Here is a 23,677-nt window from a genome sequence, read left to right on the forward strand (position 1 = left end):
AAAATCATTACTTTCAGACTATTCATCTTGTATTATAGCTTTTTTGACATTTTTGTCAAATATCTAATTATGGAAATAGCAGGATTTAATTGCAATACCCTTATTACATCATAAAAGGCTTGGAATACTAAAATGTATTCCAAGCCTTCTGTTAAGATGCCTTCTTTTTATTTTTATTAATCAGGAAATGAGTAATCCAGACAATCCCAGCCAAAAGAACAAGCGTTACAGTTAAAGCTAACCACGTAGAATGAGTTAGTCCAATAACCAAGAAACCAATCAAAGCAGTAAAAGCAGCAATGAAAGCATAAGGCAGCTGTGTAATAACGTGGTCTATATGGTGCGCCCCGGCTCCGGTTGCAGATAAAATTGTTGTATCAGAAATAGGTGTACAATGATCACCGAACACTGCTCCGGCTAATACAGCCGCTAATGCAGGTAAAAATAGCCCCATATCTGTGTTCGCCATAACCTCCGCTGCAATCGGAAGCATAATGCCAAAAGTTCCCCATGATGACCCGGTTGCCAAAGCCATTAAACCGGCAATAATAAACAGAATAGCCGGCAGAAAATCTGCAGAAATAGAGGAATTATTTACTAAACCAGCTAAATAGCTTCCAGTCTCTAAAGCACCGATAATCGAACCAATCATCCACGCAAGAACGAGAATATTAATTGCAGGAATCATGGTTTTAAAGCCTTCAATAAAAATACGTCCCATGTCTGAGCGCGGTTTTCTTTGCTGCATATGAAAAATAATAGAAGTAAGAACAGCTGCAACACCGCCAATAATTAAGGAAAGATTAACATTCGTATTGGCAAAGGCATCAAGGATAGATGCGCTCCCTTCTGTTTCCATAATCCCTGTCACAATCATAGCAAGGACGGTAACAATAAATAAGACAATGATAGGAACAATTAAATGAAATACTTTTCCATCCTTATGCGGATCAAAAATATCACCTAAATCCCCAGAAACCTGATTTCTTTTTGGATCCAGCAGTTCTCCCTTTTCTTTTGCTCTTTTTTCATGCGTGCGCATCGGACCGATATCAAAATGAAAATACGCCACAATAAACACCAGAACAATCGAAGCAATCGCATAAAAGTTTAATGGAATCATTTGTATAAATGCTTCAATCGGCTGCAAATTTGTAATTCCATTTGCTGCAAATAACCCGCCTAAAATACCAATAATATAGGCTCCCCAGCTTGATATAGGTGCGATTACGGTAACGGGAGCAGAACTGGAATCAATGTAATATGCCAGTTTCGCCCGGGAAATTTTTTGCCTGTCTGTTACAGGTCTTGCAATCTGTCCAACTGCTAAGCTGTTAAAATAGTCATCTATAAAAATAATCAATCCAATTACAGCAGTCATGATTTCCGCACCGGTACGTGTTTTCACCCGACGCAGCATCCAATCTCCAAAAGCTTTAGCCCCGCCAGAAGCTTGGAGAAACGCAGTAAGCACGCCCAGAAAGAGAAGAAAACTGATTAATAATAGATTCCCCATCTCCAAGGCTCCATCTGCATAAAAAATTGTATAAAATACCGTCCATATTTCTTTTAATGTTCCCCATATATGGAAATCATTTAATAATAATGCTCCTACAACAATCCCTGTTCCTATTGAGATAAGAACCTTTCTTGTTAACACCACTAATATCAGCATGACAATTGCAGGTATCAGTGACCAAAACGTACCTTCCATGTTAAGACCTCCAACGATTTATTTTCGAGCTGAGTATTTAAGCATTTTGAATAAGGTCAACGACGCGTAATGAATAATGGAAACTGCAGTTCCTTTTGAAATAATTACGTGCATATAACCGATTCGAAATAGGAAAGTAAGACACAGGGATATCTATCATACTCAAGTACTGTTTCACAGTAAAAACATATACAAATTACCCTTTAAAAACGCAAAAAAACAATGATAGAAAATAACCTATCATTGTTTCACCAATTCACGTTATCCTCCATTTCGATCAGTAGTTCTCCATGTAAATCATTACATGACAGCATAATACTTTTTCAGTAATATGCCAGCAATATAAAGCATGACCTCTTTATATACTTCGGCAAACTATCCTTTCTCCAGCAATCTTCGTTGTCATTCTCCTGCCGGATACTCATCTAATCTGCGCCTCTACCTCACCGATCTGATAAGGTTTTTATTCAATTATAAATATCTTCTCAACTAATTTGTACTATACTACATATTCAGTCGCTCTGCAAATCATCTTTTGGTACGGCAATATCAGGAGCATTTCCATCCCCGCCATAGAAATCAGGCACTTTTCCCATAATTGCGCCTCCATCTAAATAAAGCTCGGTATGTACAGTTCTAACTTCGGAGGTAAATGGCACAATAATTTGTACATCTGCTTCTACATTGATATACAGGGAAACCCAAGCTCCATTAATCCCAAATTCTTCTTTATCCTCGACCACATTTGTCCGCACTGCTCCAACCACTTCCATATTAATAGGAATTTTAGGACCTAAATTAGCCAGTACAGAATTTCCCGTTACTTGCCCTAAAGGAATCTCAATCAGCGTAGGATCAATCTGTACCCTGCCATCCGCACCGCCCTCATAGTCATAAGGCTCATGCAGATTATGCTCAAATTCAAGCTGCTCCCCCCGATTCACATGCGCAAAATACTCCTCTACCCGGTCAGTAGCTACCCGGTTGATTTCACTGATAACTGCAGGATCTCGGTTATATGTTACTAAATTTCCTTCATTGTCATAGGTAATGTTCAGGATATCCTCAAATCCATATTCCTCTACATAATATACAGCGGAGTTAATCGCTCTCGTAGCAAATTCATCCGCTTTTCGTTTGGCAATATCAATAACAATCGGTTCAATTTTGACGTTTATCAAATAAAAACTAAAGCCCACTACTGCAAAGAATAAAATTAACGTCAGCATCAGAATGGAGCGTCGAGAGGGGGGCATTCTTCTTTTTCTTCCCGTTCGCTTTCGAAATCGATATCTTCTTTTAAGTTTCAATGCAACAACCCCCTTCGTAATAATTTATGCAATTATGGAAGGGAATTAGAACAAAGGAAAATGGATTGGTTTTACATGTAAAAAGACACTTCTTCTGTCCCCTGCAAGAACAAAAAAAGTGTCTTTCCATGTATTATGATATTTTAAGCAATGCTTCTTTTCCTGTCATCCCGACTTCCCAGCCGTGCTCCTTCGATGCATCTGTTATTTTCTGCAACGGAGCGTTCAGCAATTGATCAATGGTTCTTACTCCCATTGCCCGGCCGGCGACAACGTTTCTTTCTTTCAGCTTAGGTATTTCATTAAAAATATCCACATCGAGCGCTGCACACATAATATACCCTACATCATTGCTGATTGTTAATAAGGTTGTTTGCGGCAATTCCACACTCACTGCTGTAAAAATAATTCCATCCACCTCAAGAGGTTCTACCGTAATCATAAAAATGCCCCCTCTGTTTTTCTCTCGTGATAAGTGTATGCAGAGGGGCTAAAGAACGTCACACATAAAACGAAACTTCACTCAGCGGGAATTTTCGGACGGCTCTCCGTGATAGAATGGAAATGAATCAATGCTGTTTGACAGCATATACTAATAAGTCACGCAAAAATTCCGGGACAAAATATTGTTTTTTTGCAGAACGGGCAATTTCCGGCAGGAGCTGGCCAAAAGTAAAAGTATCTGCAGTAGCAACATAGTATACTTTGTCTGGATGAATAGGGTAACCATCTTCAGTATACACCCGCTTCACATACACTTCCCCATTCCGATGAAAGGCTGTCTCGACCTGAATGCCTGAAAAAATCATTTTCCCTAAGATTTCCCCGCGGAAACCAAAGCCCTTTAATTTTAATTCTGTAAAAGCAGGAGATAATGCCGCTCTGACCGTTTCTATGATTTGATCCCCCTTTAAATCCACAAGGACGGGATTGATTGGATGAGGGCAAATTCGGTGTATATCCCCTTTTGTGATTGCCCCGGCAGGCAGCGAATCTAACAGCACGCCAGCATTCAGCATAGCTATATCCGCATTGGTCCATCTTCGGAGCACTTTAGTCAGTGAATCAATAATGGGGGTTTCTCCAAACCAGTTTACTTCCAGCGGCTTTTCTACACTTGCTACCGCCTGACCCAGATATTGGTCAGCCTGTTGTAATAGCTGCTGTAAATGTTCTTCCGTCTCCAAATCCTTTCCTGTATCCTGCAGACTGATTGCTGCTGCTTCCTTCGAAATTACTTTTTTCTCCTTATGATCCCAAATAAGCTCCACTTCACCGATATAGTAGCAATGCTTTCCCGCTGCAGTGATTAAGGTCTGATTTACCAGTTCACCCTCTTTTAACAGATGATGCGTATGTCCCCCGATAATCACATCAATTGCCGGATAACGCCGGGAAATCTCCTGGTCAACGGAAATTCCTAAATGGGAAAGAAGCACAATAATATCCGATTCTTTTTTCAAGTCTTCTATATAACGTTCAATAATGTCAAATTCATTTTCTACATGCCAGTCAAGCAGCTCGTAAAAGGCATTAAACGGTGCCGTTAAACCTAAGACACCTATCCGTATCCCGCTTTCTGTCATAAAAGTGTGTGTCCGCTTCAGCCAAAATGGCGTCAATTCATCTCTGCTGAATAAATTACTGCAGACCACTTGGAAATCGGCTTTATCATATAATTGATATAATTCTTGATGGGAAAGCGTTATCCCCTCATTGTTTCCCAGCGTCACGATATCATAGCCTGCTTCATTCAGCAGCTCCACATTGGCTAACCCATTTGAAGCTTCTGTAATTGGATGAGAGCGGTCAACGTGGTCTCCTATATCCATTGTAAAGGCAGCTTCATTATTCTCTTTCCGCAGGCCCTGCTTTTCTTTTAAAAAGGCTGTTACTCTAGGCCATTGTTCAAAATGACTATGTAAATCATTTGTATAGTAAAAGTAAACTTTCTCTTCTGACATACTTCATCGCCCCTAACCAATTCCTTGTAAAATCATGCGAATCCCCATCACAATTAATAAGATTCTCAAAAGCAGCTCTAAGAGCGAACTTGAATTTTTTTGATTGGTGAACGCACCCAGTTTGCCCCAATCCATTCCCCCGGTATAAAGAAAAGCACATATGCCCACTCTATGTTGCCAAGCGCAACAGCAGGTATAATTTGAAATTTATATGTATATATTTCCGTTCCCATTTCCGCCTGGCGAAATTCTTTTTCAGAAGCATCTACATTTCGTGGTTTTTTTCCTTTTAACTGCCGAAAAAAAGAATAACGAATACCACCAGCAAACCAACTTTCTACTGTAATCATATCACATTGCTGGATAGATGAAAGCGAGGGAGTTTTTTACAAACGCATTGATTTTATTTTATATAGAAGAATCCATGTTTCCAAGATAAAACTGTTTTTTTAAATAGGTTTACGAAAGGGTTTCCTCCAAATATACTTTTTCCCTATTTCCAAAGCAATCTTCCAAAGTTAAAATTAAATTAGTTTGTTAATTAATTTAATTATCTTAGTTGGTATCTTATTAATTTTTAAGATTACTTCTCTACAATAAAAGCATCAAAAGCTTTACGATTACAACTAATCTAAAACACATTGCGTTGTTTTTCAAACTGAAGGTGAGAAAATGAATATTCAAGTAAAAGAAGTCGTAAACGGCTGGAAAGAATACACACTAACCAATGATACGATTGAAATTAGTATTCTGGATTATGGAGGAATCATCACAAAATTATATGCACCAGATCGAAATGGAAACGAGGAAAATATTGTATGGACTTTTAAAGATTATCATGATTATGAAAATAACCCATTATATTTAGGTGCTTTGATTGGCAGAGTTTCTGGACGAATACCTGACGGGCGATTTAAGATTAATCAGCAGAGCTGGCAGCTGGAAAAAAATGAAGGTAACCATCATCTGCATGGTGGAACAAATGGCTTTCATCAAATTCTGTGGGATACACAAGTGAACAAAACAGAATCGGCAATCGAATTACAATTAACGACGAATGATGTCACTTTTGCAGGCGGGCACCCTGGTAATTTGGATGTCTCTATCACTTATAGTCTTACCAGCAAGAACGAATTGTCTATACATTATCAAGCCGTTCCAGATGCAACAACCGCCCTTTCTTTAACAAATCATAGTTATTTTAATTTAACCGGAAATGTGCAAAATTCTATTTATCAGCATCATGTCACTATGCCGGACAGCACCATCATAGAATTGGATAAAAATCTGCTGCCTACCGGAAAGCTTCTGGATACGTCAAATACAGCATTCGATTTTCGATATGGAGCTCGCTTGGGAGAAGGGGTGCATTCATTATCTGAATCTGAACAATTAGCTTTAGCCGATGGATATGATCATTATTTTTTATTTAAGAACGCTAAAAACAGAATAGAAATTTATGAGCCCACCTGTGGGAGAACCTTATCTATAGAAACGAACCAGCCTGGTATGACGATGTATACTGCGAATCAGGGTTCACAAGGATATCTATTAGAAAATGGGACTGCCCCAGCTCATTATGGGGTTTGTTTTGAGACTTCCAATACACCTTTAGCACTCTATCAAGATAGACTGCCGTCCATCGTTGTAAAAGCAGGTGATGTTTATAACAAATCAACTACCTTTACATTTGGCACGAATTAGCTTTCTGATTTTATCAATGCACGAAATAACCTTCCAAAAAAAGCGAATCCGATTGAACAGGATTCGCTTTTTTTGGAAGATGACTCGTTTCCCTTCTGAAGTTAAGCCATATTCCTATATGATTCTTTCGTTATTTTGTATTGAAGCGGCTCACCTGCCGTAAAGCGCTTTGCTTCTTCCAGCATGAAAGCCCCTAAACGAGCCCTCTCATTACCAGAACTTCCTGCTATATGCGGTGTTAAAACAACGTTAGGCAGAGTGTATAATTTGGATTGTTCCGCTGGCGGTTCTGGATAAGTCACATCTAAAACAGCTGTAATATCTGTACGTTCTTGTAAAACTTCTATCATCTCATCTTCTCGAACAATAGCACCTCTAGCTGTATTAATAAATGTTGCATTTTGCTTCATAGACTGAAAATGCTCTTTTCTAATCATTCCTTTTGTTTCGGGCAAAAGCGGGCTATGTAATGAAACAACATCTGCATGTTTAAAAATCGCTTCTAAAGAACAAAGCTCTACATTTAAATTACTAGCTTCATCTTCGTTTACAAATGGATCATAAGCTAATACATTCAAGTCAAAATGCCGTAATAAATCCGTTACTTTCCTGCCGATTTGACTCAAAGAAATAATACCTGCCGTTGCTTGATAATTGCCGATTAGCGGCTGATACATACCATTAATATAATTTTTTTCCTCTTTTAGCCATCTGGATAGCTGCCAACCGTTTTTTAAAGAAAATAGAATTTCACTTAATGTAAATTCTGCTACTGGAATGGCATTTGCCTGATTAGCTGTGGTAACTTTTATGTCTCTTTCCCATATCTCGTCTGATAATAATTTCTTCATTGTTCCAGCTGCATAAAAGATGGCTTCTAAAGATGGCGTTTTTTCTAAAAACGATTGATCAAATACCGGAGCACCCCATCCAGAGAAAATAACCTCTGCTTCTTTTAATAAATTACCTTCTTCTTGATAATTATATTTGGTCAATGGTTTTCCAATAACATCAATATATTGCGAAATCTCTCTTTGTATATCAGGTGTATAGACTTTTTCAAACAAATTTTCGTCCATTATAAACAGACCTTTTCTCATATGTTTTTACTCCTTTGACCGACGCATTGCAGAAATACTGCTGCTTGTTTTTTGTTTCTGAAACAGTTTAATAAGCGGTCCAATAATCAAAGCTGATATAATGGTTCCTTCTCGAACACCCTGAACAGAACCAAATACGATAAACGAAATAAACATTGCTAAGCATACCAAACTTATATCAAAATAAAGCTTTACCTTTCCAAACTCCTGTGAAGTTTTGTAAGAAATCACTTTTACAATTCCTTCAGCCGGATTATTTACCACTTGTGCCTTCAACTGTATCACCGTGCTAAATGCAATAATAACACAGCCAATGACAACCATATTTAATTGAACCCAGTAATAAGGTTGCGGGATATGAATAAGGAGATAAGACCAAGAATCAATAGCTATTCCTAATATTGGCCCTACTAATAATTGCAAATACTGAACTCTGGGAAAATTTTTGCCCATCATTATTATTTCGATTAAGACAAAAAGAAGATTAAACAGCATCGTCAGCATTCCAAAACTAATAGGTAAGAATAGACTAAATGCATATGGCGGACTCGTAATAGGAGTAGTACCGAGATGTGCAAGTGTAACCAGACTAATGCCGAGTCCCATAATGAAAAGACTCAGCAAGAAAAGCCCATAAGATTTTAATAGATTGGATTGTGCCAAATACATACACTTCTTTCCATAAATATTCCGATATTTTAATAGCTGCCTTTTTATTTTTTTGAACATAGATAGTTAGCGATGGAAAAATAAAATCCTGTTTTATGGACGTTTCTCTCCCTGCCCTGGACAATCTCATTCCATATTTTTAATAAGCAGCGGCACTTTTTTTCCGTAAATATCTAGTAATTTTTTATTGTGTTCATCTGAACCAGTAATATTTCCACTCAGAAATACTGGTGGAACTTGCCCTGTTTTGATAAGTAAATCAGTGACTTCTGCTAAAATAGCTTGAAGAATCGAAATGCCAATCACAGAGGACGATGGGGCAAAACGAATACCTGTGTCAGAATTACTTAACATTGCGTCTCCAACCTGTACATGGTTATCTATTGTATAATCGCAGACATCTTTCAAGTATAACCCGTCTTCATGTCTGGAAGGCTGCTGTTCAGCATATGCTGTACTGGTTAATGCCACTGTAACAGCTCCATGTTCTTTCCCATATAATGCGACATCTATTGGAACTGGGTTGATGCCTGAAGTAGAAATGACAATTAGCACATCCTTCTTAGTAATGGAATATTCCGCTAATAATGGACGAACATATCTATTTTTTCTTTCTTTTTGAGAAGATGCTGCCCCGCCTTGATGAAGCATCAATTCGTCAATCAATATAGGATAAATCGGTGCAAGTCCTCCTGCACGATAGAATACTTCCTCTGTTAAAATATGAGAATGACCACATCCGAATAAATAAACAACTCCGCCATCATTTATTTTATCTGCGATTACTTCACTCACTTTCTGCATAACGTTTGTTTCTTTATTAAACGTATTTTCAAGCTGCTCTTGTACTTTTTGATAATACTTCTTTATCATCATAATCCCCCTTGAATAATTGGTTTAAAGTTTGAAACGGCCTTCTTATCCATTGGTTATTCTCCATTTAAGAGGCAGCCCTTCCTTTCTCTTAAATGGAGATAATCATTCTAGTTTAAACGCGATGCATTCTATCTTTATATTTTTCGATTAATGACTCATTGTATTCTCGGCCGCCTTCCACGTTGGCGCTTTTCATTATCGGCGGTTCGATACCTTTTTTCACTAGATTTTCGATTGCTTGTAAAACAACACTATCAAGTAAGTAAGCTGCTGAAATAGAAGATGTAGGACCTGTTTTCATTCCATATTCCGGTATATCTATTCCGCAGTCTCCAGGGTCTCCACAGTTATCCAGGACCACATCGGCAAATTCATATAATTTTTTTCCGCTTGAGTGCAGGCTTTTCGCATTTTGAGAATCTTTTAAATTTGTAACAACAATCAGCTTATTCCCTTTTTCTTTTATATATTTAGCCATGTCAATGTGCAAAGGGTTTTTCCCAGAATTGGATATAAAAATAAAACAATCCTCATCCTGCTGGTCGACTAAACGAATAAACGCATCACCAACCCCTTCAATTACCTCAAACCAGCCATTGATTCCGTAAAACTCTTTGATAGCCTTGGAGTTAACGAATCCTCCTGCCCGGCCAGCAACTTCAATGGCAGCTGCGAAAGAATGTCCCGAGCCAAAAGATTGAATAATACCTCCCCGTTCAACCGTTTCTGTCAGGATATCGGCTGCTCTTTCAATATTCTCCCGTTGCTCTGTTCGTATTTTCTTTAAAATATAATCTATTTTCGCATAAAATTGGTCGACATAGTTCACTGCATTCACTCCTCTTACTTATCGCTTGGCTTTATTCAAAAATACTTCAATGCTTGTTTCCGGGTCATCTGGCACCATTTGAGCTGTCACCTTCACCCCGCTGTTAAGAAGTGTTTGAATCGCTTTCTCTTCATCTGCTGAGAGACTTACTGATTTTTTGATTTGCACTGTATCAAAACGATTGGAAAGATTTCCGATATTGACCTGTGGCAGCTCCAATCCTTCCTCCTGCAGACGAACTAGGATTTCTGGTGATTTAACAACCAGTAAAACACGCTGTCCCTGATAGTTGCCTGCTTTAATATTTGCGGCTGCTTTTTCAAATGGCAAAATAGATGTATTTACTCCTGATGGTGCTGCCATTCTTAATACCGCTTTCTCATGATCACTGGCAGCAATGATATCATCTATTACCATAATTCTGTTTACCCTTAAACCAGTAGACCATCGAGTAGCTACCTGTCCATGAATTAATCTATCGTCAACTCTTACATGTACAATTCCTTCCATTTCTATCTCTCCTTATGTTGTAAATATTTTTAAATTATAAGCAATAATCCCAAGTGCCATTAGAATAAAGACAACGCGTGTTGAATTTAACTTTTTCTTACCCAGCATCCAATAAGTGACTGCAACAACAAGAACTGGACCTAGGGATGGCAAAATTTGATCAGCAAGCTCTTGTATAGAAAGTGTAACTTCCCCTTGCTGGAACTCATATCCAAAAGTTGCTGTAACCACCGTTGGGATAAGCGCACCTACAACGGTAATTCCAAGGATATTAGCAGCTTTTGTAAGATTCTTTAACCTGCCGCCTATTTCGGTTACGAGTCTCACACCTTCTTGGTATCCGGACCAAACAAAGAAACGCATGGCACCAAGACGAATAAATCCAAACACAATCCAAAGAATCAAACCGATTGGGTTTCCTTCAAGTGCTAAATAGGAAGCAATGGAACCTATGATGGTAGTAGGTATAACAAAGAAAAGCGTATCACCAATCCCGGCCAGCGGTCCCATCATACCTGTTTTTAATGAAGCTACTGCTTCCATTGATTTGATTCTTTTCTCTCTTTCAAGAGCTGTATTTACACCTAATATTAAAGGGGCCATCGTATTATTCGTGTTAAAAAATTGCATATGTGTCATGGCAACTGTTTTGCGTTCTTCGGGATCCTTATATAAATTCTTAAGTAACGGCAAAATACTGAAATAATATCCTAACCCTTGAAACTTTTGATAATTCCAGCTTGCTTGTCCAAAGAAAAACCATCTCCAAAATACTTTCTTTAACTCACGATCCATCTTTCGTTTACTCATCGCCCATCCCTCCATTAGCTACCGCAGGATCATTGTTATCATTATTTTTAGTGAACCGCTGATATCCTAAAATTGCCAGAGCTAGTCCAACAAGTGCAGCTCCTAATACAGACATACTTAAATATGCTGCTACGACAAATCCAATAATAAGATAAGGGATATTTTCCTTCACAGGTAAATATCGTAATAATATGGCTATACCTAGTGCAGGAAGCATTCCGCCAGCTACACTCAAACCACTCATCAGCCAATCAGGCATATAGTTCACGATAGATTCTACAAACCTTGCACCAAATACAAGTGCTAAAAACACGGGTATCATTCTAGACAGAGAAGTAGGAAGCAATCCCCATAACCCCATCCTGGCAGCTTTATCAAGGTTCCCTTGTTTGATAAAGGTCTCTGCCCTGTTTTGAAAATACGTGTTTGTAAATCGGGCAAGAACATCGAGCTGAACCATTAACAAGCCAATCGGGATTGCTAAGGATATCCCAAACTCAGCTCCTTCGCCTGAAAAGATAGCAAAAGCTGTACCAATCAATGCACCCGTCATATAATCTGGAATCGATGCACCGCCGAAATTTCCAACTCCAAGCACCAGTAAATTCAACGTCCCTCCGACAATCAATCCTGTTTGCATATCTCCAAGAATCAGCCCGGCAAAAAAACCTGCCATTGTCGGTTTAACAAATCCCATTGTTGTGTTGTTTCCATCATAAATTGCAAATGCTGCATACAGCGTTATTAATAATACTTGCCACCAGACAATCTCCATCCTTACTGCCCCCTATTCATCTAAATCATTATTATTCAATTCAAGTGGATCCGCTTTAAAAATTGCACTTCTTGAAGATTCAATAACCCGATTAAGGTCAGAAATCATAAAATCAGTTTCATCTAAAAAGAGTGTTTCCAAGACTAGCGGCAGATTAACTCCGCTAATAACAAAGGCGTTTTGTTCCATCTCTAATTTATGTGTCAGCGCTACCGCCTGGTTGTAGGGCGTTCCCCCTTTTAAATCAGCAAGAATCACTATTTTTTTATTAGAACGCTTCCATTGTTCCAAATAAGATTCCAATTTTGAGGAAAAATCCTGAACACCAGCTTCGGTAAGTTCGATAATAGAAAGCTCTTCTTGTTCTCCCGTAATCATATCAACTGCTTTTTTTAGACCACCAGCTACTCCATGGTGAGATACTAACAAGATATTCATTTGTCCAACTCCTTTTATAAAGGTTCTATTTTATTGCTGAAATACTCCCAACGCTTATACGTTTCAATATATTCCACCACTCTTTTTTCTAGTAAGTACGTGTATCTGCGTATGAACGCAGTTGGTTTATCGCCTTCAATCTCAAGCAGCTTACTTTCCTCAGACGGCGTCGGGAAACAAATTTCTGTTATTTCTGTCGAATCTGCCTGGAAAAGATTAATTTCAAAATCATGTTTTATTTTTTCATAAATTGAGGAAAATGCTTCTAACTCTCCAATATCTTCCTTAATAAATTCAGATAAAACATAAGAGTATTGGACAAGCAACGGCAAATCATCAATCATGCGTACGCGCTTGATTAAGTAAAATGCTTCCTCTTTGTTAATATTTAATTCTTTAGCTATTCGTGGATCTGTCATTTTTTCTACATTTAGTACTCGGACAGATTCTTGCTTCCCTTGATATTTTTCCTGATCAGAAAAACGCACTACTTTTGCTTTTTTCCCTTTGGAAACGTAAGTCCCTTTGCCTTGATAACGTACAAGATAACCTTCCTGTGTCAGCTCCTGTAAAGCCTTAATTACAGTAATACCGCTTACATTGTATTCTCTTTTCAACTCCGCTTCACTGTAAAACTTATCTCCTGGAAGAAACTTTCCGTTATTAATCTTGTAAAGAAGACTTTGCTTGATTTGCAGATATTTTGGAATAGAAATAAGATAACCTCCTAACTAGTTAATCAGTTAATATATTAAGTTAAAATAAAAAAATAATAGCATTGTTTTCATAAAGTTGATATCCATCCAATTCCCTACACCTTGCAATCAATCCAGGCATTTCGTTTTGCAATAAGCTAGTATTTAAATTTATGTTTGTCCTTTACTTGGCGGAATATGATGTAATTATTGATTGAAGCACTTTTACATCATTCTTTAATTGTTCGATACTATCTTCTTTCACAAATTCCATCATTAAATAACACATTCCTTGTTGCTTTTCTAGTTGTTGTAAGTACTTTTCCCAATCAGAAATACCTGCTGAAAAAGGATACACAATGACGTTATTTTCAACAAGCTGCCAATGAAAAACATGAACATGGCTAAGCCATTGTCTTACGGTATCAATACTCTTCACATTCTTATTCACTGTTTCAAATGGCGAGGGCTGCCAGTATAAGGAAACGTTTGAATGATTAATTTTCTTCATTAGCCGTATGGCACTATCTGCCGTATCTGTTAAAGTTCGGCCATGATACTCTAGATTAATATGAATTCCTTGTTTTTCTGCTAAATCAGCAATTCGTTTGGCATCCTCTATCACTTTTTCCCATTGTCTTTCTGTTGCTTCGCTTGATCCAATATTTCCAGCCCATACTCGAATGGCAGGAGCCGTCAATTTTTCAGCAGTATCTAAGATAGCTTCAAAAGAAAATGGTTGTTCCTTTACCCCTAGACGATAATAGGAACCATAAGAGATAATATCTATTTCTGCTTGCCGGGTTATATTAGCAGCATACGCAGCATGTTCTAAGTCACCAGGCGGAACATGAATATCGCCGCCCCATTCTATTCCTTGTATATCCGTATTTTTAGCAGCTTCTATTATTTCTTCTACAGATAAGTTTCTAAAGGTTACAGAACATAAGCCTATTTGAAACATCCTTTTCCTCCTCTCAAATTTATTTTTCTTTCCTGTTAGTCCACTAGAAAAAATAACTTACCGTTTTATAGCATCTAAATCGCTTCTATTTGTATGCTGTTTTTTAATAGCTTTCTTTTAACAACTTACGCTTATCATACGAAAAATTTTTTTAGCTGTCTTATTAAAGGCGGAATAAAATTCTCAATTTCGGAAATAAACTTTTGAAGGTGTATACCTTCTTTTTTTAAATAAACTAAAAAAAGAATATACTAAATATCAGCATATTCTTTCAGCTATCTGACTCCTTTGTATATTGATATTTATTCCTGAATTTCTGAGGAGAGATATTCGTATACGCTTTAAATTTTCTATAGAAGGTAGAAATTGCTTCGAAACCTACTTCAAAACAAATAGATGCAATATCATTATTGGTTTCCATGAGTAATTTTTTGGCAATTTCCATTCTTACTTCATTTAAATATTTCATCGGTGTCATATCATATTGATCTTTAAAAATCGTATTGATATGTCTGGTACTTATCCCAAGCTTTTGAGAATAATCATTGGCATCTCTAATTTCAAAATATCGTGTTTCGAGGTAATCTTTTAAACGTTCAGCCCGAAGCACATTTGCATCCGTAATATTTAATTCTTTTTGACTTCGAAATAAAATCAGCAATAATTCTTCCAGATAGATTTTTACAGCTACTACATTAATCAAATCCCCTTGTGCTTGCTCATAAAGCATCCTGCGAAGTAACTGTCTTACATTTCCTGCTTCAAATGGACTTAAATCAATTAACCTCGGATTGCTAAAATCCTGCATTTCTAAAACCTTTTGAATATCCGAATCCAAATGGAGCACATCAAACTCAAGCACAAGTACTGTCATTTTCCCCTCTGATGTAATAGAGTGGTCTGAATATGGCGGGATAAATGCCAGACTATCTTGAAAAAAAGTGTTTTTTTGATTATTAAATGTAATCTCTCCTGTATTTTCGAGAGCATAAAGAATCTGGTGAACCTTATGATGGTGTTTCTTTACAAGATTTCTATTCGAATGTTTATTTTCTTTTAAACGAATACGATATCCCATTATAACTGCTCCTTTGGTGTGTGCTTTCTTTAATTAATTCTTAGATGTAATACATTTTTTGTTAAATACTTGTAAACAAAATAGACTTTTAACGTTACGCTAAAACATAATAACTACTTTAAAATCATGTTTAGCATTAATTATTTTTTCTTGATTTTCTCATCTAACATTTCTGTTCTTTTACTACATTTATTTTATAGCATGTCATTTCATATCGTCCATCTAAAAAATAAGGATACTATCTCCTCCAAGACAGCACCCTTATTTTTAATCTATTTTTCGTATTTAAACCAGCTTATGTCCACAATTCCCGCAGAAATTCATTCCTTGTGTTTTACTTCCGCAATTCGGACAGAAGTTTGGAATTGATTCGCTTCCTTCATTATCAGAAGCATTCTGCTGGTTTCCGGTCTGTCGATTCTGGCTTTGTTGTCCACCCTGATTTTGCTGTCCGCCCTGATTGGACTGCTGGTGATTTGCTGTATTTTGGTCATTCGTACCGTTCATCATTTCCTTTGCCATCTGCATTCCCATCATCATTCCGGCCATATCTGTTGCGGAATTGCCGCCATCTGATTTCCCGGAAGCAATCGCATCCGTCATAGCGACATCTTTATACCGTCCCATATCGCCGATCATGCCATGCGAAGCAGTTTTTGTAATCATATCCTGGATTTCTTTTGGATAATTAAAGCTCATGATTTGAAAACCTTTAATCTCAAAACCATCCTGATTGACTTGCTTATCTAAATCCTCTTTGATACCCTCGCCGATTTCAAAGGAATTCGCCTGAAGATTAAACATATCCTTTCCTTCTCTGGTAATCCACTTCATTAATAATTGATCTAAAACAGCAGTAATTCTCAGGCGAATGTCTTCCACCAGAAAACTGTCTCTGACGCCTGCGATATTATCTATCAGCTTCACATAATCTTTCACTGTAAACTGAAAGGTTCCATTAGCACGGATCGGTATACCGCCAGGAAGCTGTGGAGAAGGTATGTTTATCGCATTTTTTGTGCCCCATTTCACAGTAAACTGTTTTGTATTGACAAAAAGCACTTCCACACGCATTCCGCTGTTAAATCCAAATTTAAATCCTTTTAAGGTAGATAAAAAAGGAATAATGTCTGATTCAATTTCATATTCGCCCTCTTCTTTAAAAACCCCTTCAATTTTTCCCTGGTTGAAAAAAATAGCATCCTGGCCCGGGCGAACAATTAATTTACTCCCTTTTTTCACCTCGTTGTTATTCCATTTCCAAAAGATCATATCATCACGAAATGATTCCCATTCAATCACATTTGCTAATTGCCCTCTAAAAAAGCCCATCATTCTGTTCATCCTTTCTTTATTTCAATACCTTCATTCAATCCATAATTAAAACTTTGCACGCCCGGAAGATCGGGAATGTCCGCCGCCAGTTCTGCCTATACTGCCGCCTCCCCGGCCTCCGCCGCTGTTGTTCTTCTGAATTTTCGTTTTCGTAACGGTTTGACGTAAATATCTATCTGACTTGCTTTTAATTCTTGAATTATCTGCATCAAGATACGTACTTGCATTCGTCGTCACACGGCCGCCCATATTAAAAATCATGGAACCTACAATAACTGCACCAATTATAACAGCAGCCAGCAACTGGAACCAAGTTTGAAGAAAAATACTGTCCGGGTTGATACTCGGGTTCACACCCATATATCGCTCTACCTTTTCAAAATATAATAAGCTGGCATCGTAATAATCGTTATTTCGTAAATCAGGAACTAAATCATCGGCAAGCTGCTGCGCACGCTCAGGGCCAACATACTCTTCTCCCTTATAAAATCCGCTTACCGCAATATCTCTTTCTCCGGAAGGTCCTGAAAAATCAAGCCCCATAAATACCGTATCTCCATGTTCTCCATCATATCCGGGGCCCTGTTCATCATAGAAGTCATCGATATATTTTTGGATACCTCTTCCATCAGACTCATCCTTCGTCAATATAAGGATATCAATCTCGTTCTCTTCACTATATTCAGCCGCCCTCTGCTCCAGATCCGTCCGCTCATTATCTGTAAATATGTTTGCATCATCATAAATATACTGCTTCTCTGCAGACACTGCAGGCAGCATTAGGAAAGATATAAGTACAAGTATACCAGCCGTAATTAAAAACTTCTTCATAGTAAATCACCGCCCAGCATCATCGCTATTGCTTTAAATAAAACAAAAGACCCTCCAGCAATGCTGGAAAACCAAAGCGCTGCCTTCGAATAGCTCAACGGCGGCTTTCCGACAATTTTTCCAGTCTGCCCATTCATTGCAAAGGTATGCTCTTGCTGATCAAAATCGTAATATACCATCCAGACTGGCAGCAGGACATAGTAGCTGTTTGCTTTCTTGGTGCGTATGTTTTTTTGTTGATAGCTTACAGAGCTGTATCCCCGGATGGTGGAAGCTATATACGTATCCATAAAACCTTGAATTTTTGCCTTCACCCGGTCAAATAATTCATCATCGGTATAATTATACTTTTCAGCTAAGTATCCTGCTAGATAAGGCGTTTTAAAATCCTCCAGCTTGTTATAATCATAAGGCTCTATTTTATCCATCAGCTCATCATTCATTTTTTCTGATGCATCGACCGGCACTTTTAAATAACTGATATCAATATCTCTATGCACACGATAATACTTGGTTTCCGTATAACGATAATCGCCGCGCCGATACGTGCGTACTTTGGTACCTGTTGCCTTTACGTCTACATCATTGTCTAAATCGTACATCCAAAAAGGGACATACATTCCTGTAATATTTTTCACACGGTCTGCAGTCATAAAGCCCTTAGGCGTCAACCTGCCATTTTTACACCATTTTTTAAATGCTTCCATTGCTTCTTCTTTACTAATGGTAAACGGAATTACTTTCGCAGGTGCCAACTCCCCGGATAACCGGTCAGCAAGCACCACCCCGGCCCCGCAGAAGCTGCATGAGGTCGCCGTTGTATCTGCATCAGTTAAAACAATAGCACCGCAATTCTCACAATGATATTCCTTCGCCTCGTCTTCCTCAAAGGACTGCGAGATATTCACGTCATCATACGTATCAATATGCTCCTCATGCCCGCAGCTGTCACAGGCCAAATGACCGGAAGCACTGTCAAATTCCATATCCGCCCCGCAGTTGGGACATTTATAATGCACTAACATCCGTCTTCACCTCATTTTTCTGATCGCAATTCAAGCAGCGCCTCTGCTTCAGCAAGCTCAAACTGGATCTTCTCTTCTTGTGCTGTTGTGTATTTCATTATATCGGCTTCATTTTCTTTCGCAGAGGTCTCCCTCTCTAAAGCATCCAGCTGGTCAAAGGTTTCTGAAAATGTTTGACGCATTCGGTCATAGCTTTGCTGGAAAGGGACCATCTGTGTTTCAAAATCATATTTTTGGCGTTGTAATTTTTCAATTTCTTTCTGTGCCGCTTCTTTTTGCATTTGAAATCGGCTTTTTTCATTTGCTTGTTCCGAGCTTTCTTCATATCTGGCAAACTTATCTGCCAGTCCTTGCTGCTCTATTAGCTTTTCCTGTGTTCTGGTAATGTTTAGTTGAATAGTGTCTATTTTAGCGTGCATTTCCCGCATTACGCTATCCATTTCTTTTCTGTTTTTTTGCAGCTTTTGTCTGTTTTTCTTCGCTTCTCGTTCAGATGAAAAAAGGCCTTTAAAAAAACGCATTCTGAATCATCCTTTCTGCCTCGCTTAAATAATTGTACGTTTGAACTCCACAAAAGGTTTCACTGCCTTTTCAGAACGGTAAGGACGTTTCAAAATAATCAATTACCTTATAAGGATAACTTATTTTCTATTAAAATTCTAATTACCTTTTTAAAAATTTCGATTTCTTTTACAAGATTGTAATATTAATAGCTTTTCGAAATGAAAATGAAATGAAAAAACCGTAAATTTATCTGAAATTGTTGATAGAACTTGATTCGAAACCTGTCGATTGATGTAATATATTTTAATAATTTGTTACCGACCTTTAAAAATTTGGACACCTTCTTGTGATATCTCTATGTTACCTTGTATATAGTGAAAAAATAAAAGTTCAGCGAAAATATAGCTGAATCAGGTCTGGGTTGGTTTCAGTCCGTTATCTTCTGTTTCAATCAATTTGTACTCCCCTATATACAATACATCATAGAATAGGAGATTAACGGACGGCCATACCACGATTTGAGCGAAATCTTGCTACATAGGTTTCTGTTTTTCAACAAAATAATATAAACATTCTTAAGGAGGAATTCTTTTGGCACCATTGAATCTTGATGCAAAAAAATATGTTATTTCGACTGCGTTTGCTGCAACGTTAGCACTCACTCCAGTAGTAGGCTCCAGTGTATTAGCAAATGCGGGAGAAGGATCAACAGAAGGAGATATCACCTACGAAGAAAGTAGCCTCCCTGAAGCTCAAGAGGAACAATCTTCTGAAGAAACACCTTCTGCAACAGTTAACTCTTCTCTTGTTCAACAAGGTGATTCCGGTTCAGAGGTAGAAAATATACAAAGTTCATTGCACGATCAAGGCTATTCTTCTAGTAACGTAGATGGTATTTTTGGAGAGCTTACGGAACAAGACGTAAGAGATTTCCAATCTGATCAAGGCTTGCAAGAAGACGGTATTGTAGGACCAGCTACTTCTGATGCACTAGGTACTCCTGTTGAATCCGCTCCAAGCTCTGAAGAAGCTTCAGAATCAGAAGCTAGTGAAGAGGAAGCAACAGAAGAAACAACTGAGAATGACATTGTTATTGAAGAAGTCTCGAATGATTCCGGATCCGAAGACAATGCAGGAACACAATCTGGTTCTGTCAGCGGTTCTGACATCGTTGCAGCAGCTGAAAGTGCTTTAGGAATCCCATATCAATTTGGAGCATACACTCCGGGAGAATCAAATCCTTCTGCATTGGACAGCAGCGGATTGATTAACTATACGTTTGACCAAGTAGGCATCGATGTTTCCCGTACACACAGCCAAATGTGGGCAAATGACGGAGTTCATGTAGATTCTCCAAGCGTTGGCGATGTTGTCTTCTTTGAAGGAACATATGATACAGCTGGCGCATCTCACAGCGGAATTTACATTGGTAACAACCAAATGATCCACGCAAGCAGCGGCAGCGGTGCAATGGTTGTAGCTGACATGAGCGTTGATTATTGGCAGCAACATTACCTTGGAGCAAAATCTTTCAATTAATAGTTAAAAAAACAAGCGCAACCTGGCGCTTGTTTTTTTATGTTTGCTTTTTATTCTTTTCTAGCATTGAAAATTTTATATAGACTTTTTAAATTTTTTGCGATATACTTGTCAACAATTTATTAGAAGGATTTCCGAAAAAAGGGATAAAGGAATATTTTACATAAACATTATTTTCAGACTAATCCGATATTATTTATTTATCGCAAAGTTTGTGCATTCTATTCCGTCTATCCAAACTTAAAGTTTATTTCTTGTCTATACATACTCAGAAAATGTGCATCAAAATAAAATACGGAATCCTATTCTATTATATTGAAGTAAGGGAGTATCATAGAAGTATGAAATTATTCATTCACATCAGTAATTTTTCGAATAAGTATTTTGCATTCATCACTATTTTAGTCGCTGTTGCCGCCTTCTATATGCCTGGCGGTTTTAATTGGTTAAACAATTACATGACCATATTACTCGGAATCGTTATGTTTGGAATGGGGCTCACCATGACACCAAACGATTTTAAGCTGGTGTTAACAAAACCTGTACCAGTTATTATTGGCGTTATTCTGCAATTCACCATTATGCCGCTGCTTGCATTTGGAATTGCAAAACTTTTAAATTTACCGCCTGCTCTGGCAGCTGGAATTATCTTAGTAGGATCTGTTCCCGGAGGTACTGCATCGAATGTCATGGTATATCTCGCTAAAGGAAATGTAGCGTTATCCGTTACGATGACATCTGTTTCTACTATGCTGGCACCAATTATGACACCAGTGCTTTTGTATCTTCTAGCTGGACAATGGATCCCAGTAAATCCGTTTGCCATGTTTATTTCTATCATTCAAGTTATTATTGTTCCCATTGTGTTAGGACTTATTTTTCAAAGGTTCTTTCCAGTGGCAGTTGACAAAAGTATAGAAATTTTGCCGCTGATTTCGGTTATAGCTATTTCGGGAGTAGTGGCTGCAGTTGTTTCAGGAAATACAGAAAATATTGCATCTTCAGGAGCGCATATTTTTGTCACAGTTCTCTTGCATAATTGGTCGGGACTTTTGCTTGGCTTCTTAGTTGCCACAGTGCTTCGTCTCAATGAAGAGACAAGAAGAGCAATATCCATCGAAGTCGGCATTCAAAATGCTGGATTAGGCACCACCTTAGCGAGCGCCCATTTTGCTGCACAGCCATTGGCTGCATTGCCAGGTGCTATTGCCGTTGTGATGCATGTAATCAGCGGGTCTATCCTTGCATCCATCTGGTCAAAAATACCGGTGAATAATAATAAAAAAGGAAATAAGAGAGAAATAGCTTAATTTGCTGAGGCTATCCTCGTGGAGCTGATTAAAAATGAAACAGAGGACACAGGTGATTGAAAAGTAGAGGCACGTTCCTTTTCAATCATTTTTCAAAAAAGCGATACCCAATAAAAAGGAATAGAAAAGGAGATTCGTCCATTGCAATATACAGACAATAATCTAAGCATTCGTACAATTGAAGAAAAGGATCTACCGCGTCTGTGGGAGTTGATATTTAAGGAAGAAAAGCCAGAATGGAAAAAATGGGATGCCCCCTATTTCCCGCATCAGGCAAAATCATATGAAGCTTTTTTAACAGAACAGGCGCATTGGATAAATTCTGAAAAATATTGGGCTGTAGAGCTTGATGGTCATATTCTTGGTACGATTTCTTATTATTGGGAGCATCAGCCCTCCTGCTGGTTAGAGATTGGTATTGTTTTACATGAAGCAGCATCCTGGGGAAAGGGAATCGGCACTCGCGCTTTGAAACTATGGATCAATCATCTTTTTAATCAACTGCCGTTAGTTCGTATCGGTTTAACAACTTGGTCCGGTAACATGCGAATGATTCGGGTAGCGGAAAAACTCGGGATGCAAATGGAAGCACGAATTCGCAAGGTCCGGTATTATCAAGGTGAATATTATGATTCCATCCGCATGGGGATGCTGCGTGAAGAATGGGAGCAGCATCATTACAGCACGAGAAGACAGGTCTTAAAATAGACCTGTCTTCTCGATTACAACAAACGATTTTCCAACTCCTTTTTATCAAGCAGTTTTATCATACTTCCCTTCCTCTGAATAAGTCTTTCTCCTTCTAGCCATTTCAATTTTCGAGACAGTGTTTCTGGCGTCGTTCCCAGAAAAGAAGCCAGCTCCTTCATCTTCATAGGAATCTCTACTTGCTTGGATCCTGCAGTTTTATATAAATCAAGAAGATATGTCATTAAACGATTTTCTACTTTTTCCATCATTAAAAATTGTGCTTGCTGTTCTGCCTCCATCAATTTTTGAGCATTGATTTCTAACAGCTTCAAGCTTATTTGCGGGTATTGCAATAGTATTTTTTGAAAATCCTCCTGTTTTAACAGGCAGACTTCTGTTTTCTGCATTGCTTCCCCAAATAAATTTTCATTTTGGGCACCAAGCAGTAATCCTTCTCCTTCATAACCGTTCGGTCCGACAACTCTTAATAATTGCTCGCGGCCAGTCGCTGAAAGCTGATATACCTTCATATTTCCCTGGGCAATCACAACTAATTGCGGGTTTTCGTCTGGAGTAATAATTTGTTCACCCTTTTGAAAAATATGGTGCTTTACCAACCGGTTAATTATCCTTTGATCTTCTAAATCTAAATGCTGGAAAAGCGGTACTGCAGCTACACATAAATGCTCCTGGCTCACGGCAAGTCCTCCTTTTCAACATGGCAGCTTTTTTTAGCAGATAGATAAAGCTGCCATGTTATTGTCTTTCCGCTATTATACGCCTTGTACTTTTGTATTTTCTACTGTATACCCCAGCTTTTCAATGACTTCTGATAATTTATCCGCACTTGTTTCCTTATTATTAATTTCTGCTTTTACCTTACCGGCATGAAATAAGACATTCACCTTTGCTACGCCTTGCTGCTTCTGAACAGCACTTTCGATTTTTTGAATACATGACGGACAGGTTAAGCTTTCTAATTGAATCGTTACTTTTTCCATAATTAA

Annotated in this window: 26 protein-coding genes and 1 riboswitch; of the genes, 4 read left to right on the forward strand and 22 right to left on the reverse strand. The window is 38.1% G+C overall.

What is annotated here, in order from left to right:
- Positions 1-151: 151 nt before the first annotated feature.
- The 5 genes from ACZSMY_RS10715 to ACZSMY_RS10735 all read right to left on the reverse strand — a co-directional run bounded on the left by ACZSMY_RS10715 (position 152) and on the right by ACZSMY_RS10735 (position 5,338).
- Positions 152-1,714, reverse strand: coding sequence for a Na+/H+ antiporter NhaC family protein (locus ACZSMY_RS10715; protein ID WP_256704941.1), 1,563 nt, complete (start codon positions 1,712-1,714; stop codon positions 152-154).
- Between the two features lie 273 nt (positions 1,715-1,987).
- Positions 1,988-2,163, reverse strand: a riboswitch (Lysine riboswitch).
- A gap of 63 nt (positions 2,164-2,226) precedes the next feature.
- Positions 2,227-3,024, reverse strand: a complete 798-nt coding sequence (gene yunB / locus ACZSMY_RS10720; RefSeq protein ID WP_226894835.1) for a sporulation protein YunB — start codon at positions 3,022-3,024, stop codon at positions 2,227-2,229.
- 133 nt (positions 3,025-3,157) lie between these two features.
- Complete coding sequence (locus tag ACZSMY_RS10725; RefSeq protein WP_465147776.1) at positions 3,158-3,466, reverse strand: YunC family protein; 309 nt, start codon at positions 3,464-3,466, stop codon at positions 3,158-3,160.
- A gap of 127 nt (positions 3,467-3,593) precedes the next feature.
- The gene (locus ACZSMY_RS10730) at positions 3,594-4,988 is read right to left on the reverse strand and encodes a bifunctional metallophosphatase/5'-nucleotidase (RefSeq protein WP_212928792.1); all 1,395 of its coding nucleotides are present in this window, start codon (positions 4,986-4,988) and stop codon (positions 3,594-3,596) included.
- A gap of 77 nt (positions 4,989-5,065) precedes the next feature.
- Positions 5,066-5,338 (reverse strand): hypothetical protein, encoded by a 273-nt coding sequence (locus ACZSMY_RS10735; RefSeq protein ID WP_193063654.1) that lies wholly within the window; start codon positions 5,336-5,338, stop codon positions 5,066-5,068.
- Between the two features lie 322 nt (positions 5,339-5,660).
- On the opposite strand from ACZSMY_RS10735, the gene ACZSMY_RS10740 reads away from it, so the two are divergent.
- On the forward strand, positions 5,661-6,692 hold the full coding sequence (locus tag ACZSMY_RS10740; protein ID WP_212928790.1) for an aldose epimerase family protein: 1,032 nt from the start codon (positions 5,661-5,663) through the stop codon (positions 6,690-6,692).
- 101 nt (positions 6,693-6,793) lie between these two features.
- On the opposite strand, the gene ACZSMY_RS10745 is transcribed toward ACZSMY_RS10740, so the two are convergent.
- The 15 genes from ACZSMY_RS10745 to ACZSMY_RS10815 all read right to left on the reverse strand — a co-directional run bounded on the left by ACZSMY_RS10745 (position 6,794) and on the right by ACZSMY_RS10815 (position 19,148).
- A complete protein-coding gene (locus ACZSMY_RS10745) occupies positions 6,794-7,792 on the reverse strand; it encodes a hydroxyacid dehydrogenase (protein ID WP_212928789.1) in 999 nt (332 codons plus the stop codon).
- Between the two features lie 6 nt (positions 7,793-7,798).
- Positions 7,799-8,461 carry a YczE/YyaS/YitT family protein gene (locus ACZSMY_RS10750; RefSeq protein ID WP_332094354.1) on the reverse strand — a complete coding sequence of 221 codons (663 nt, stop codon included), beginning with the start codon at positions 8,459-8,461 and terminating at the stop codon, positions 7,799-7,801.
- A 126-nt stretch (positions 8,462-8,587) separates the two neighbouring features.
- Positions 8,588-9,334 (reverse strand): SIS domain-containing protein, encoded by a 747-nt coding sequence (locus tag ACZSMY_RS10755; RefSeq protein ID WP_212928787.1) that lies wholly within the window; start codon positions 9,332-9,334, stop codon positions 8,588-8,590.
- Positions 9,335-9,449: 115 nt separating this feature from the next.
- Positions 9,450-10,166: an SIS domain-containing protein gene (locus tag ACZSMY_RS10760; protein WP_193063646.1), complete on the reverse strand. Its 717-nt coding sequence runs from the start codon at positions 10,164-10,166 to the stop codon at positions 9,450-9,452.
- Between the two features lie 18 nt (positions 10,167-10,184).
- Positions 10,185-10,676 (reverse strand): PTS sugar transporter subunit IIB, encoded by a 492-nt coding sequence (locus tag ACZSMY_RS10765; protein WP_212928786.1) that lies wholly within the window; start codon positions 10,674-10,676, stop codon positions 10,185-10,187.
- 12 nt (positions 10,677-10,688) lie between these two features.
- Complete coding sequence (locus ACZSMY_RS10770) at positions 10,689-11,486, reverse strand: PTS system mannose/fructose/sorbose family transporter subunit IID (protein WP_246529001.1); 798 nt, start codon at positions 11,484-11,486, stop codon at positions 10,689-10,691.
- Entirely contained in the window at positions 11,479-12,261 is a 783-nt protein-coding gene (locus tag ACZSMY_RS10775; RefSeq protein WP_193063640.1) for a PTS mannose/fructose/sorbose/N-acetylgalactosamine transporter subunit IIC, read from the reverse strand. The genes ACZSMY_RS10770 and ACZSMY_RS10775 overlap by 8 nt, the downstream gene beginning before the upstream one ends.
- A 12-nt stretch (positions 12,262-12,273) precedes the next feature.
- Positions 12,274-12,699: a PTS sugar transporter subunit IIA gene (locus ACZSMY_RS10780; protein ID WP_193063638.1), complete on the reverse strand. Its 426-nt coding sequence runs from the start codon at positions 12,697-12,699 to the stop codon at positions 12,274-12,276.
- 14 nt (positions 12,700-12,713) lie between these two features.
- Positions 12,714-13,415: a GntR family transcriptional regulator gene (locus tag ACZSMY_RS10785; protein ID WP_332094423.1), complete on the reverse strand. Its 702-nt coding sequence runs from the start codon at positions 13,413-13,415 to the stop codon at positions 12,714-12,716.
- A 163-nt stretch (positions 13,416-13,578) separates the two neighbouring features.
- Complete coding sequence (locus ACZSMY_RS10790) at positions 13,579-14,358, reverse strand: sugar phosphate isomerase/epimerase family protein (protein WP_193063636.1); 780 nt, start codon at positions 14,356-14,358, stop codon at positions 13,579-13,581.
- 271 nt (positions 14,359-14,629) lie between these two features.
- Positions 14,630-15,436 carry an AraC family transcriptional regulator gene (locus tag ACZSMY_RS10795; RefSeq protein WP_193063634.1) on the reverse strand — a complete coding sequence of 269 codons (807 nt, stop codon included), beginning with the start codon at positions 15,434-15,436 and terminating at the stop codon, positions 14,630-14,632.
- A gap of 285 nt (positions 15,437-15,721) precedes the next feature.
- Positions 15,722-16,768, reverse strand: a complete 1,047-nt coding sequence (locus ACZSMY_RS10800; protein WP_465147844.1) for an SPFH domain-containing protein — start codon at positions 16,766-16,768, stop codon at positions 15,722-15,724.
- A gap of 48 nt (positions 16,769-16,816) precedes the next feature.
- Positions 16,817-17,602, reverse strand: coding sequence for a TPM domain-containing protein (locus ACZSMY_RS10805; RefSeq protein ID WP_465147777.1), 786 nt, complete (start codon positions 17,600-17,602; stop codon positions 16,817-16,819).
- On the reverse strand, positions 17,599-18,627 hold the full coding sequence (locus ACZSMY_RS10810; protein WP_193063632.1) for a TFIIB-type zinc ribbon-containing protein: 1,029 nt from the start codon (positions 18,625-18,627) through the stop codon (positions 17,599-17,601). The genes ACZSMY_RS10805 and ACZSMY_RS10810 overlap by 4 nt, the downstream gene beginning before the upstream one ends.
- Before the next feature lie 11 nt (positions 18,628-18,638).
- Positions 18,639-19,148, reverse strand: coding sequence for a hypothetical protein (locus tag ACZSMY_RS10815; protein ID WP_193063630.1), 510 nt, complete (start codon positions 19,146-19,148; stop codon positions 18,639-18,641).
- Between the two features lie 574 nt (positions 19,149-19,722).
- On the opposite strand from ACZSMY_RS10815, the gene ACZSMY_RS10820 reads away from it, so the two are divergent.
- The 3 genes from ACZSMY_RS10820 to ACZSMY_RS10830 all read left to right on the forward strand — a co-directional run bounded on the left by ACZSMY_RS10820 (position 19,723) and on the right by ACZSMY_RS10830 (position 22,688).
- Positions 19,723-20,670: a C40 family peptidase gene (locus ACZSMY_RS10820; protein ID WP_193063628.1), complete on the forward strand. Its 948-nt coding sequence runs from the start codon at positions 19,723-19,725 to the stop codon at positions 20,668-20,670.
- A 341-nt stretch (positions 20,671-21,011) separates the two neighbouring features.
- Positions 21,012-21,980 carry a bile acid:sodium symporter family protein gene (locus ACZSMY_RS10825; protein WP_465147778.1) on the forward strand — a complete coding sequence of 323 codons (969 nt, stop codon included), beginning with the start codon at positions 21,012-21,014 and terminating at the stop codon, positions 21,978-21,980.
- A gap of 141 nt (positions 21,981-22,121) precedes the next feature.
- Positions 22,122-22,688 carry a GNAT family N-acetyltransferase gene (locus ACZSMY_RS10830; protein ID WP_193063624.1) on the forward strand — a complete coding sequence of 189 codons (567 nt, stop codon included), beginning with the start codon at positions 22,122-22,124 and terminating at the stop codon, positions 22,686-22,688.
- 14 nt (positions 22,689-22,702) lie between these two features.
- Here ACZSMY_RS10830 and ACZSMY_RS10835 read toward each other — a convergent pair whose 3' ends face one another.
- Positions 22,703-23,368: a Crp/Fnr family transcriptional regulator gene (locus ACZSMY_RS10835; RefSeq protein WP_193063623.1), complete on the reverse strand. Its 666-nt coding sequence runs from the start codon at positions 23,366-23,368 to the stop codon at positions 22,703-22,705.
- A gap of 75 nt (positions 23,369-23,443) precedes the next feature.
- On the reverse strand, positions 23,444-23,671 hold the full coding sequence (locus tag ACZSMY_RS10840; protein ID WP_193063621.1) for a heavy-metal-associated domain-containing protein: 228 nt from the start codon (positions 23,669-23,671) through the stop codon (positions 23,444-23,446).
- Positions 23,672-23,677: the final 6 nt, after the last annotated feature.

Source organism: Oceanobacillus sp. B139/18, assembly GCF_055524595.1.

Excerpts from the sequence above, each read along its gene's own strand:
- ACZSMY_RS10715 (WP_256704941.1), bottom strand. The coding sequence starts at position 1,714 with ATGGAAGGTACGTTTTGGTCACTGATACCTGCAATTGTCATGCTGATA.
- ACZSMY_RS10725 (WP_465147776.1), bottom strand. The coding sequence starts at position 3,466 with ATGATTACGGTAGAACCTCTTGAGGTGGATGGAATTATTTTTACAGCA.
- ACZSMY_RS10730 (WP_212928792.1), bottom strand. The coding sequence starts at position 4,988 with ATGTCAGAAGAGAAAGTTTACTTTTACTATACAAATGATTTACATAGT.
- ACZSMY_RS10735 (WP_193063654.1), bottom strand. The coding sequence starts at position 5,338 with ATGATTACAGTAGAAAGTTGGTTTGCTGGTGGTATTCGTTATTCTTTT.
- ACZSMY_RS10740 (WP_212928790.1), top strand. The coding sequence starts at position 5,661 with ATGAATATTCAAGTAAAAGAAGTCGTAAACGGCTGGAAAGAATACACA.
- ACZSMY_RS10745 (WP_212928789.1), bottom strand. The coding sequence starts at position 7,792 with ATGAGAAAAGGTCTGTTTATAATGGACGAAAATTTGTTTGAAAAAGTC.
- ACZSMY_RS10750 (WP_332094354.1), bottom strand. The coding sequence starts at position 8,461 with ATGTATTTGGCACAATCCAATCTATTAAAATCTTATGGGCTTTTCTTG.
- ACZSMY_RS10755 (WP_212928787.1), bottom strand. The coding sequence starts at position 9,334 with ATGATAAAGAAGTATTATCAAAAAGTACAAGAGCAGCTTGAAAATACG.
- ACZSMY_RS10765 (WP_212928786.1), bottom strand. The coding sequence starts at position 10,676 with ATGGAAGGAATTGTACATGTAAGAGTTGACGATAGATTAATTCATGGA.
- ACZSMY_RS10770 (WP_246529001.1), bottom strand. The coding sequence starts at position 11,486 with ATGAGTAAACGAAAGATGGATCGTGAGTTAAAGAAAGTATTTTGGAGA.
- ACZSMY_RS10775 (WP_193063640.1), bottom strand. The coding sequence starts at position 12,261 with ATGGAGATTGTCTGGTGGCAAGTATTATTAATAACGCTGTATGCAGCA.
- ACZSMY_RS10780 (WP_193063638.1), bottom strand. The coding sequence starts at position 12,699 with ATGAATATCTTGTTAGTATCTCACCATGGAGTAGCTGGTGGTCTAAAA.
- ACZSMY_RS10790 (WP_193063636.1), bottom strand. The coding sequence starts at position 14,358 with ATGTTTCAAATAGGCTTATGTTCTGTAACCTTTAGAAACTTATCTGTA.
- ACZSMY_RS10795 (WP_193063634.1), bottom strand. The coding sequence starts at position 15,436 with ATGGGATATCGTATTCGTTTAAAAGAAAATAAACATTCGAATAGAAAT.
- ACZSMY_RS10800 (WP_465147844.1), bottom strand. The coding sequence starts at position 16,768 with ATGGGCTTTTTTAGAGGGCAATTAGCAAATGTGATTGAATGGGAATCA.
- ACZSMY_RS10805 (WP_465147777.1), bottom strand. The coding sequence starts at position 17,602 with ATGAAGAAGTTTTTAATTACGGCTGGTATACTTGTACTTATATCTTTC.
- ACZSMY_RS10810 (WP_193063632.1), bottom strand. The coding sequence starts at position 18,627 with ATGTTAGTGCATTATAAATGTCCCAACTGCGGGGCGGATATGGAATTT.
- ACZSMY_RS10815 (WP_193063630.1), bottom strand. The coding sequence starts at position 19,148 with ATGCGTTTTTTTAAAGGCCTTTTTTCATCTGAACGAGAAGCGAAGAAA.
- ACZSMY_RS10825 (WP_465147778.1), top strand. The coding sequence starts at position 21,012 with ATGAAATTATTCATTCACATCAGTAATTTTTCGAATAAGTATTTTGCA.
- ACZSMY_RS10840 (WP_193063621.1), bottom strand. The coding sequence starts at position 23,671 with ATGGAAAAAGTAACGATTCAATTAGAAAGCTTAACCTGTCCGTCATGT.